Consider the following 10,549-nt stretch of genomic DNA (forward strand, 5'->3'; position numbering starts at 1 on the left):
GGCCTCCATGCCGAGCAGCACCTGCTGGATCGCCGCATCGCCGATGGCGTGGATGTCGAGCTGCCAGCCCTGCTCGTGATAGAGCTTCAGCAGCGCGTGGATCGTCGCGTCGGGAAAGGTGAAGACGCCGGTGCCGCCGCCCGCGGAAGCCAGGTAGGGCTCGAAGAAGGCCGCGGTCAGCCCGCCGGCGGACCCGTCGGCGAAGACCTTCACCGCGCCCCAGCGCAGCGAATCGTCGCCGGCCATCGGGCGCAGCCCCTGGTCCCAGGCGGCCTGCGCGATGCCTTCCGGATTGCCGGCCAGCACCTGCCACATGCGCAGCGGCAGGCGGCCGGCGGATTTCGCGGCCTCATAGGCGCCGACCTCGTCCATGCCGGCGACCAGGGCCCCGGGGACGGTGTCCCCTGCCAGCCGGGTGGCGACGAGCGAGGACTCCACGTCCAGGCCGGGCATCGTCACGGTCCGGCGGCGTGCGGGCCGACGGGCGGTGCGGGTGGTTGGGGTCGTGCTCATTCCGTCCCGCCGCCGGCTCCGGTCAGCGCCGGGTCTGGCTCGGGGACGGAGTCGAAGGCGTCCCGGTCGCCACCGGCGTCCCCCCAGCGGCTGAGGGGCCAGGCGATCACCTCGGCGCGGCCGGTGACATCGTCCAGGCTGATGAAGCCGTTGCCGGGTCCCTGCTGGTGCAGGCGGGAATCGGCGGAGGCGTCCCGGTGGTCGCCCATGACCCAGACGTGCCCCTCCGGGACAGTGACGTCGAAGGGCATGTCCGAGGGCGCTGACCCCGGGTGCAGGTACGGCTCCTCGACGGGCTCTCCGTTCACCGTCAGCTGGCCGGTGTCCGAGCAGCATTCCACGCGGTCCCCCGGCATGCCGATGATGCGCTTGACCAGGTGCTGCTCCGAGGAGTCCGGCATCAGGCCGATGAATTCCAGGCCCTCGCGCACCGGGTTGGCGGGCTGCGGGACCGGCTCACCGAGCCAGCCCTTGGTGTCCTGGAAGACGATGACGTCCCCCCGGTCGACCTCGAAGGGACCGGGCACCAGGAGGTTGACGAAGATCCGGTCGTTGACCTGGAGGGTCTGTTCCATCGAACCGGAGGGGATGTAGTAGGCGCGGAACAGGAAGGTCTTGACCAGGAACGAGGCCAGGATGGTGATCAGGACGATCAGGACGATCTCGCGCACGGCCAGCCAGAGCCGACGACCGGAGGACGGCTGAGTGGCCGTTCCGTCGCTGCTGTCCTGGGCCATCTCGCTGTCCTCTCCGCTGGTCCGGCTGTCCACTCTACCGCCCGTCCCCCGCCGGAATGTCCTCCCGGCGGCCGGGGGGCGAGACGACGGCATCGACCCTGCCGAGGACCATCGACTCCCGGATCATCCCGCCGCCGGGGGCGCCGAGCAGGGACCGCGAGTCCTCGGAGGCGTGGCGGTTGTCCCCCAGCAGGAACAGCCGGCCCTCGGGGACCTCGGCGGTGAACTCGATCCGGGAGGCCGGGGGCGGTCCGGCCAGGTAGTACTCGGGGACCGGGCGGCCGTCGACCTCGAGCAGTCCGGCCGCCGTGCAGCAGCTCACCGTGTCCCCCCCGACGCCGGCCACCCGCTTGACGTAGGCGGTGGTGTCCGGGGCCAGCCCCAGCCACTGCAGGGCGTCGCCGCCCCATCGCACCGGGGCCGGACGGGAGTCGTAGGGGGCGAAGCTGCCCTCTCCGTCCACCACGACCACGTCGCCGCGCTCCACCGGCGCCGAGGCATAGGCCTCCCGGTCCACGCTGATGCGGTCCCCCTCGCGCAGCAGGGGCTCCATGGAACCGGAGGGAATCAGGTACAGCTCCGCGACGGTGCTGCGCAGCAGGGCCGAGGCCAGCACCGCCGCAAGGACCACCGCGGCCACGGGCAGGGCCCAGCGTGGGGCCCGACGACGGTCGGCGCTGGCCGGGGTACGCGAAGGGCGCCGGCCCCCCGACGGGGACCGGCGCCCGGTGCGCGGCGACTCAGGCACGTGGGGCCGATCAGGCCTTCTTGTTGCCCTTGGAGGTCGCGAAGTCGCGCTTCTCCTTGATCTTGGCGGCCTTGCCGTGGCGGTCGCGCATGTAGTACAGCTTGGCGCGGCGCACGTCACCGCGAGTGACGAGTTCGATCTTGTCGATGACCGGGGAGTTCACCGGGAAGGTGCGCTCCACGCCGACGCCGAAGGAGACCTTGCGGACGCGGAAGGTCTCGCGGACGCCGTGGCCCTGGCGGCCCATCACGAAGCCCTGGAACACCTGGACGCGGGCGGTCTTGCCCTCGACGATGTTCACGTGCACCTTGACGGTGTCACCGGGACGGAAGTCGGGGACGTCGTTGCGCAGCGAGGCGGCATCGAGGGAGTCGAGGATATGCATGCTGATACTCCTGGTGGACGCCACAGGTCATCCACGTGATCGGTGGCGCGCCGGCCGTGACCCCGGTGCGGGGTGACGGGATGGGCGTGCCCAGGCTGTCGACCGGTCTGCCCCTGCTGGGCGCCGGCTGGCCATACTGTCGGCATCCGCCCCCTGTGGCAGGTCGGATGTCCAGTTGACACAGCGGCCCATTATGCCAGATCCGCGGGCCGGCATCCAGCCGGCGTCAGCCGGCGGCCGGCGTCAGCCGGCGTCGGCCTCCGCGGCGGGCAAGAGGTCGGGGCGGCGGGCCCGGGTACGTTCGAGCTGCTGGGCGTGGCGCCACGCGGCCACCCGTCCGTGGTCTCCCGAGAGCAGCACCTCGGGCACCTCGTGTCCGCGCCAGGAGGCGGGCTTGGTGTAGACCGGGTACTCCAGCAGGCCGTCGCTGTGCGATTCCTCCACGAGGGACTCGGGGTTGCCGACCACTCCGGGCACCAGGCGACCGATGGCCTCGATCATGGCCAGCGCGGCGACCTCCCCGCCGTTGAGGACGTAGTCACCCAGGGACACCAGGCGCACGTCGAACAGCTCACGCGCCCAGTGGAAGACCCGCTCGTCGATCCCCTCGTACCGCCCGCAGGCCACCACCAGATGGCTCGCGCCGGACAGCTCCTGGGCCAGGGACTGACGGAACGGCCGGCCCGAGGGGGTCGGGACCAGCAGGACGGGACGGTCCAGGGAGGCCGCGCGGCCGGCCTCGGCGATGGACTCGAGCGCCAGCGCCCACGGTTCGGGCTTCATCACCATGCCGGCGCCTCCGCCGTACGGGGTGTCGTCCACGGTGCGGTGGCGGTCGACGGTGTGCTCGCGCAGGTCGTGGACGTGGATGTCCAGCAGTCCGTCGCGGCGGGCCTTGCCGATCAGCGAGACGTCCAGGGCCGAGAGGTATTCCGGGAAGATGGTGACGACGTCGATCCTCACGGCTGTCCGGGCTCCTGCTCGTTGAGGGTCAGCAGCCCGGGCGGCGGGTCCAGGGTGACGGTGCCGGCATCGAGGTCGACCTCCGGCACGATCTCCTCCACGAAGGGCACCAGGGCCTCGGCCCCGGAGTCCAGCGTCACCTGCAGCAGGTCCTGCACCTCCCCGGTGACCAGGCCGCTCACGGCACCGACGCGCGCACCGTCGACGACGACGGAGAGGCCGATCAGGTCCTCCTCGTACCAGCCCTCGTCCTCCCCCGGCTCGTCCGGGGCGGCGAACAGCTCGGTGCCGCGCAGCTCCTCGGCACCGTTGCGGTCGGTGACCTCGTCGAAGGCCAGCAGCAGGATGTCCTTGTTCCAGCGCGCCCGGACGACGGTCAGGTTCCCGTCCCGGCCGCCGGAGCCCCTCCGCCCCTCGAGCACGGCCCCGGGCACGAAGCGCGATTCCGGGTCGTCCGTGTAGAGCTGGACGGTGACGTCACCGCGGATGCCGTGCGGCCTCCCGATCCGTGCCACCCGGACGCTGTCCTGTGGGCTGGTGGTGCTCTCGGGCATGGCGCGGGTTCCTCTCACTGGTGGTGCGGGGGCGGCCGGACGGTCCGGCCCGGGGACGGCAATGGCCCGCGCCCGGACGGATCCGGACACGGGCCATCATGTCATGCAACCGGCAGGGGCCGGGGCGGGACCGACCGGTGGCTACCGGCGGCGGTCCGTGTCCACCACGTCCACGCGGACCGGGTGGCCGGCCAGGCCGTCCAGGACGGTGCGCAGTGCGGTGGCGGTACGGCCCTGGCGGCCGATGACGCGGCCGAGGTCCGCGGGGTCCACGCGGACCTCGAGGACCTCGCCGCGCCGGTTGGTGCGCAGGTCCACCTGGACGTCATCGGGCGAATCCACGATTCCCCGGACCAGGTGTTCCAGCGCCTCCTGCAGCATGGTCACTCAGACTTCTCTTCGGCCGGGGCCTCGGTGGTCTCCTCGGCCGGAGCCTCGGCGGACTCCTCGGCCGGGGCCTCAGCGGCGTCCTTCTTGGGCGTGATGGCCTCGGGGATGATGACCGAGCCCTTCTGCGGGGCCACGAAGGGCTCCTTGGCCTTGGGGGATTTCAGGGTGCCCTCGGCGCCCGGCAGACCCTTGAACTTCTGCCAGTCACCGGTGATCTTCAGCAGCGCCATGACCTGCTCGGTGGGCTGGGCGCCCACGGAGAGCCAGTACTGGGCGCGCTCGGAGTTGACCTCGATGAACGAGGGCTCCTCGGTGGGGTGGTACTTGCCGATCTCCTCGATCGCCCGGCCGTCCCGGCGGGTGCGGGAGTCGGCGACGACGATACGGTAGAACGGTGCGCGCATCTTGCCGAAGCGCTTCAAACGGATCTTAACGGCCACGGGTGTGGTAGCTCCTGGTTCTTAGTCTGGGCGCAGCGCGGAAGCCGGCCGTGGGGTTGGCACGGGTCCCTGCCCTGCTGACAGAACGACCGTCCGGTGGATAGAGGGTCGCCCGGACGGCGGTTCAGTACCCGTACATTCTGCCAGATTCGCGGCGGATTCTCCTATTCGGACGAGGGCGCGTCCGCGGAGCCGGACTCGGAGAGCACCAGCAGGGTGTTCCACGGGTCGCGAACCTCCAGGCCCCGGTCGGTGCGCCGCGTGGCGCGCCCGGCGGTCCTCAGCCGGTCCTCGGCGGCCTCCAGGCCGTCACCCCGCGGCAGGGTCAGCTCCACGCTGCCCAGGCCCAGGGTGTTGCGGCGCGGCCCGACGCCGGTGGAATTCCAGGTGTTCATGGCCATGTGGTGGTGGTACCCGCCGGCGGAGACGAACAGCGCCATCGAACCCAGCGTCGTCGTCCTCTCGAAGCCCAGCTCGTCGACGTAGAAGTCCTCGGCCTGGTGCACGTCGCCGACCTGCAGGTGGACGTGACCGACCGAGGCCGGCGTGGTGCGCAGGCCCGCCACGGCGTCCTCCGTGAGGTGGGTGTCGAGGAAGCCGTCCCACGGCAGGTAGACGGTCGCCATCTCCACCTGGCCGTCGGCGCGCCAGGTCCAGGACTCGCGCGGGCGGTCGATGTAGAGCTCGATGCCGTTGTTGTCCGGGTCCTGGAAGTAGAAGGCCTCGGAGACGTAGTGGTCCGAGCTGCCCACGAACCTCGTCGGGTCGTGGCGCAGGGCGGAGTACACGGTCGCGGCCAGGTCGGCGGCCTGCTCGAAGAGGATGGCCACGTGGTACAGCCCGGCCTCACCCTCGGCCGGAAGCTTCAGGCCCCGCGCCTCCTCGATGCCGACCAGGGGGACGCCGGCCCGGCCCAGGACCACGTTGGGGCCGTCCTCGGCCACCGGCACCAGGCCCAGGGCCTGCTCGTAGTAGGAACGCAGCCGCGGGACGTCGTCCGTCCTCAGGGTGACCATGCCCATGGCCAGGCCGGACGGCAGCAACTCGTCCACGGGCCGGCCGCTGATGGGCCGGTGGTTCCGTGAGGCGGTCGCGGGGTCAACGGTGAGGGACATGCTGGGCTCCTGGATCTGCTCGGCTGCGGGGGTCCGGCGCCGGCCCTCTCGGGAACCGCGCCATCCCCCCTCACAACGCAGTTGATGCTTCAACTATTCCGTCGTGACCCGGGTGTGACGACCCTCTCCCCGCGATCCCACCGTTGCCGCATTGTTGCTGGCCAACTCCGCGTTCTCGGGCTTCAATGGTGGCGAGACCGGTCCGCCGGATCCCGCCATCTGCGATGCAGGCCTCATCACCGAGGCACTGACACCCCTATCCCCAGGAGGACCATCGTGAGCGGCCTACCGCCTATCCCCATCCACGCCACCGTCATCGACCTGCGGTCCATCGCCGCGGCCCATGAGGTGCCCATCGTGTACGTGCTCGACGAGTACATGCGGCAGCACCCCCACCAGGAACCGGCAACCCGCGCCCAGGGCGTGCGCTGACCGTCCGTCCGCACCGGAACCGGCCCATCGGCCCGGCCCGCCCGGACCGGGCCACCGGGTCACTGCCCGGGGCCACCGCCGAGGTACTTCTCGAACCCCTTGGGCAGGTTCAGCGACGACGGGTCGAATCCCGCGCCGTCGGCACCCTGGCCGAAGGCCGACCCCGGCACCTGCGGGGCCGAGCGCTTCCGGCGCTCCTCCAGCTCGCGCATCTCCTGGGCGGCCTTGGCCGGGTTGCCCGAACGGGGCTTGGCTTTCTTGCCCTTGCCCTTCCCCTTGCGCGCGCCACCGGCACCACCGGGCATTCCCGGCATCCCGGGCATGCCCCCGCCGGCGGCCATCTTCTTCATCATCTTCTGGGCCTGGCCGAAACGCTCCAGCAGGCCGTTGACCTCTGAGACCTGGACCCCGGATCCCCGGGCGATGCGGGCCCGGCGTGAACCGTTGATGATCTTGGGGGCCACCCGCTCGTGCGGGGTCATCGAGCGGATGATGGCCTCGATCCGGTCGACCTGGCGGTCGTCGAACTGCTCCAGCTGCTGACGCATGCCCTGGGCCCCGGGCATCATCATCAGGAGCTTCTTCATCGAGCCCATCTTCTTGATCTGCTGCATCTGGTCCAGGAAGTCGTCGAGGGTGAAGTCCTCCTGGTCGACGAACTTCCGGGCCATCTTCTCGGCCTCGGCCTTGTCCCAGCTGCGCTCGGCCTGCTCGATCAGGCTCATCACGTCGCCCATGTCCAGGATGCGCGAGGCCATCCGGTCCGGGTGGAACACCTCGAAGTCGTCCAGGTTCTCACCCGTGGACGCGAACATGACCGGCTTGCCCGTCACCGAGCGCACCGAGAGCGCGGCACCGCCGCGCGCGTCGCCGTCGAGCTTGGACAGCACCACGCCCGTGAAGCCGACGCCCTCGTTGAAGGCCTGTGCGGTGGCCACCGCGTCCTGGCCGATCATGGCGTCGAGGACGAACAGGACCTCGTCCGGCTGGACGGCGGCACGGATGTCCGCGGCCTGGCGCATCAGTTCCTGGTCCACGCCGAGTCGGCCGGCCGTGTCGATGATCACGATGTCGTTGTAGCGGGCCCGGGCCTCGGCCACGCCGTCGCGGGCCACCTGCACCGGATCGCCCGTGGCGTCCTCGAACTCACTGGAGACGCCGGGGTGCGGGGCGAAGACGGGGACACCGGCGCGCTCACCGTTGATCTGCAGCTGGCGCACGGCGTTGGGCCGCTGCAGGTCGGCGGCGACCAGCATCGGGGTGTGCCCCTGCCCCTTGAGGTGCCGGGAGAGCTTGCCGGCCAGCGTGGTCTTGCCCGCGCCCTGCAGGCCCACCAGCATGATGACGGTCGGCGGGTTCTTGGCCAGGTGCAGCCGGCGGGTCTCGCCGCCGAGGATGTTCACCAGCTCGTCGTTGACGATCTTGACGACCTGCTGGCCCGGGTTCAGGGCCTGGCTGACCTCCTCGCCGAGGGAGCGCTCCTTGATGTGGCCGATGAATTCCCGCACCACCGGGACGGCGACGTCTGCGTCCAGCAGGGCCCGCCGGATCTCGCGGGCCGTGGCGTCGATGTCCGCCTCGGACAGTCGCCCCTTGCCCTTCAGGTTCTTGAAGGTGGCGGCCAGGCGGTCGGACAGGGAGTTGAACACGGCGGGGCACTTTCCTTCGGTGTGCGGTGCGGGCCCGGGAGGACCCGCGCTGGGAATCATGCTGCGGGCGGCGGCTCCCGGCGACGACGGCGGGGCGGGCCGCGACGTGCGGCCCGCCCCGTGAGCGGGTGCCTCAGCGCGGCCGTGACCGCCGTGGGCGGAAACTACCGGTTTCCAAGGGTATCAACCCTTTCCCGTGCCGCGGGCGGCACGGCGCCCGGCGCCGGGGCGGTGACCGGCTCGGCGGCCTCGGCCGGGGAGTTCGCCGCGTAGGCGGTACCCATGCCGCCACCGCCGAACTCGTAGGCGATCTCGGCGTGCTGGGCCTGGTCGATCCCCATCTCCTCGTCCTCCGGGGTGACGCGCCAGCCCATGACGGCCTTGAGCAGGGCGCCGATGACGAGGGTCACCACGCCGGCGTAGACGACGGCGACCAGCACGGCCACGACCTGTGCCAGCAGCAGCGAGGCATCGCCGCCGTAGAACAGCCCGGCCCGGCCGTCCTCCATGGGCAGGCCCAGCAACCCGATCAACACGGTGCCGAGGATGCCGGCCACCAGGTGCAGGCCGACGACGTCGAGGGAGTCGTCGAAGCCGAGCTTGTACTTCAGGCCCACGGCCAGGGCACAGGCCACGCCGGCGAGCAGCCCGATGATCACCGCGCCGACCGGGTCGACGTAGGCGCAGGCCGGGGTGATGGCCACCAGGCCGGCCACGATGCCCGAGGCGGTGCCGATCGAGGTCGCCCGGTGGCCGCGGAGGGTCTCGGTGACGGTCCAGCCGAGCATGGCCGCCGCGGGGGCCGCCAGGGTGTTGACCCAGATGAGGCCCGCCTGGGCGGCGTCGGAGGCGGCACCGCCGTTGAAGCCGAACCAGCCGAACCACAGCACGGCGGCGCCCAGCATCACGAAGGGGATGTTGTGGGGGCGGTGGCCGGGGTCGGTGCCGAAGCCCTGGCGCTTGCCCAGCAGCAGCGCCAGGACCAGGGCGGCCACGCCGGCGGAGATGTGCACCACGAGGCCGCCGGCGAAGTCGACGGCCTCGCCGATCGCACCGCCGATGGCACCCTCAGCCCCCAGCAGCCCGCCGCCCCACACCATGAAGGCCAGGGGGCAGTACACGAGGGTGACCCAGACGGGAACGAAGACGACCCAGGTGCTGAACTTGGCCCGGTCGGCGATCGCCCCGGAGATCAGGGCCACCGTGATGATGGCGAAGGTCGCGCCGAAGCCGATGCCGATCAGGTCCTCGGTGCCGACGGCACCGTAGAGCCCGACGTCGGTGAGGGGGTTGCCGAACATCTGGGCGATGCCCTCGCCCCCGCTCATGTTGTAGCCCCACAGCACCCAGACCACGGCGACGAGCCCGATCGAGATGAAGGACATCATCATCATGTTCAGCGAGGCCTTGGCGCGCGTCAGGCCGCCGTAGAAGAAGGCCAGTCCCGGAGTCATCAGCAGGACCAGTCCGGCGCACACCATCGTCCAGACATGGCCGGCTGTCAGTTCTATCGCTTCCACGGCACGTTCCTCTCTCACCTGTTCCGGGGCCGGGGGTGGCATCACCGGGCTTGGGTTAAAGAGTGCGGGCACCGTGTTTCACGGTGCCCGCAGCGGTGTTTCGGGTGTGTGACGAACCGGGGGATCGCGTTACCGGCTCGTTTCGGCTCAGTCCTCGAGGAGTGCGTCCACGAAGCCCTCGGCCTGGAACGGGGCGAGGTCGTCCGGGCCCTCGCCGAGGCCGATGAGCTTCACCGGCACGCCGAGCTGGCGCTGGATGGCCACCACGATGCCGCCCTTGGCGGTGCCGTCCAGCTTGGTCAGCACGATGCCGGTGACGTCGACGACCTCGGCGAACACCTTGGCCTGGCTCAGCCCGTTCTGGCCGGTGGTCGCGTCCAGCACGAGCAGGACCTCGTCCACGGTCGCCTGCTTCTCGATGACGCGCTTGATCTTGCCCAGCTCGTCCATCAGGTTGGCCTTGTTCTGCAACCGTCCCGCGGTGTCGACGATGACCACGTCGGCCTCCTGGTCGATGCCGGTCCTCACGGCGTCGAAGGCCACCGAGGCGGGATCCGCCCCGTCCTCCTCGGACCGGACGGTGTCCACGCCGACGCGGGCGCCCCAGGTGGCCAGCTGTTCGGCTGCCGCGGCGCGGAAGGTGTCGGCGGCGCCGAGCACCACCTGCCGGTCCTCGGCCACCAGCACGCGGGCGATCTTGCCGACGGTGGTGGTCTTGCCGACGCCGTTGACGCCGACGACCATCATCACGGCCGGGCGGCCGTCCTTGCGGGAGGCGTCGAGGCGGCGGTCCATGGTCGGGTCGACCATCCGCACCAGTTCCTCCCGCAGCATGCCCTTGACGTGCTGCGGGTCCCGGGAGCCCTCGACGGTGACGCGCTCGCGCAGCCTGTCCACCAGCTCCATGGTGGGCTCGGTGCCGAGGTCGGCCAGCAGCAGCGTCTCCTCGACCTCGTCCCAGACGTCGTCCGTGATGTTGTCCGTGGACAGCAGGGCGAGCAGCCCCTTGCCGAAGATGTTGTTGGACTTGGCCAGCCGGGCTCGGAGCCGCGCCAGGCGGCCGGCCGCGGGCGCGGGCCGCTCGAGTTCCGGCGCGGCGGGGG

General features: G+C 71.1%; 13 protein-coding genes. 1 reads left to right on the forward strand and 12 read right to left on the reverse strand.

From position 1 onward, the window contains the following. The 9 genes from Q0283_RS16505 to Q0283_RS16545 all read right to left on the reverse strand — a co-directional run. A partial coding sequence (locus Q0283_RS16505; RefSeq protein WP_298045685.1) for an amidohydrolase family protein occupies positions 1-513 on the reverse strand: 513 nt, incomplete at its 3' end. After that, positions 510-1,250 (reverse strand): signal peptidase I, encoded by a 741-nt coding sequence (gene lepB, locus Q0283_RS16510; protein WP_183524858.1) that lies wholly within the window; start codon positions 1,248-1,250, stop codon positions 510-512. The genes Q0283_RS16505 and lepB (Q0283_RS16510), both read right to left, overlap by 4 nt. A gap of 34 nt (positions 1,251-1,284) precedes the next feature. Next, the gene (gene lepB / locus Q0283_RS16515; RefSeq protein ID WP_183524856.1) at positions 1,285-1,890 is read right to left on the reverse strand and encodes a signal peptidase I; all 606 of its coding nucleotides are present in this window, start codon (positions 1,888-1,890) and stop codon (positions 1,285-1,287) included. Between the two features lie 118 nt (positions 1,891-2,008). Continuing rightward, positions 2,009-2,383: a 50S ribosomal protein L19 gene (gene rplS / locus Q0283_RS16520; protein ID WP_010145118.1), complete on the reverse strand. Its 375-nt coding sequence runs from the start codon at positions 2,381-2,383 to the stop codon at positions 2,009-2,011. 243 nt (positions 2,384-2,626) lie between these two features. Beyond that, positions 2,627-3,346 carry a tRNA (guanosine(37)-N1)-methyltransferase TrmD gene (gene trmD / locus Q0283_RS16525; RefSeq protein ID WP_183524854.1) on the reverse strand — a complete coding sequence of 240 codons (720 nt, stop codon included), beginning with the start codon at positions 3,344-3,346 and terminating at the stop codon, positions 2,627-2,629. Next, positions 3,343-3,900, reverse strand: coding sequence for a ribosome maturation factor RimM (rimM, locus tag Q0283_RS16530; RefSeq protein WP_183524852.1), 558 nt, complete (start codon positions 3,898-3,900; stop codon positions 3,343-3,345). The genes trmD and rimM overlap by 4 nt, the downstream gene beginning before the upstream one ends. Before the next feature lie 141 nt (positions 3,901-4,041). Then, a complete protein-coding gene (locus Q0283_RS16535; RefSeq protein ID WP_029139284.1) occupies positions 4,042-4,281 on the reverse strand; it encodes an RNA-binding protein in 240 nt (79 codons plus the stop codon). 2 nt (positions 4,282-4,283) lie between these two features. Then, positions 4,284-4,730 (reverse strand): 30S ribosomal protein S16, encoded by a 447-nt coding sequence (gene rpsP, locus Q0283_RS16540; RefSeq protein ID WP_183524849.1) that lies wholly within the window; start codon positions 4,728-4,730, stop codon positions 4,284-4,286. 164 nt (positions 4,731-4,894) lie between these two features. Next, entirely contained in the window at positions 4,895-5,845 is a 951-nt protein-coding gene (locus tag Q0283_RS16545) for a VOC family protein (protein ID WP_183524846.1), read from the reverse strand. Between the two features lie 276 nt (positions 5,846-6,121). Between Q0283_RS16545 and Q0283_RS16550 the strand changes: the two genes are divergently transcribed. Next, on the forward strand, positions 6,122-6,277 hold the full coding sequence (locus tag Q0283_RS16550; RefSeq protein ID WP_183524843.1) for a hypothetical protein: 156 nt from the start codon (positions 6,122-6,124) through the stop codon (positions 6,275-6,277). 59 nt (positions 6,278-6,336) lie between these two features. Here Q0283_RS16550 and ffh read toward each other — a convergent pair whose 3' ends face one another. From ffh to ftsY, 3 genes are all read right to left on the reverse strand, one after another. Continuing rightward, a complete protein-coding gene (gene ffh / locus Q0283_RS16555; protein ID WP_183524840.1) occupies positions 6,337-7,926 on the reverse strand; it encodes a signal recognition particle protein in 1,590 nt (529 codons plus the stop codon). Positions 7,927-8,090: 164 nt separating this feature from the next. Continuing rightward, complete coding sequence (locus tag Q0283_RS16560) at positions 8,091-9,437, reverse strand: ammonium transporter (protein WP_298045688.1); 1,347 nt, start codon at positions 9,435-9,437, stop codon at positions 8,091-8,093. A 156-nt stretch (positions 9,438-9,593) separates the two neighbouring features. Then, on the reverse strand, positions 9,594-10,549 hold a 956-nt coding region (ftsY, locus tag Q0283_RS16565; RefSeq protein WP_298045687.1), incomplete at its 5' end, for a signal recognition particle-docking protein FtsY.

The sequence above is a fragment of the uncultured Citricoccus sp. genome (assembly GCF_937871995.1).
Lineage (GTDB): Bacteria > Actinomycetota > Actinomycetes > Actinomycetales > Micrococcaceae > Citricoccus.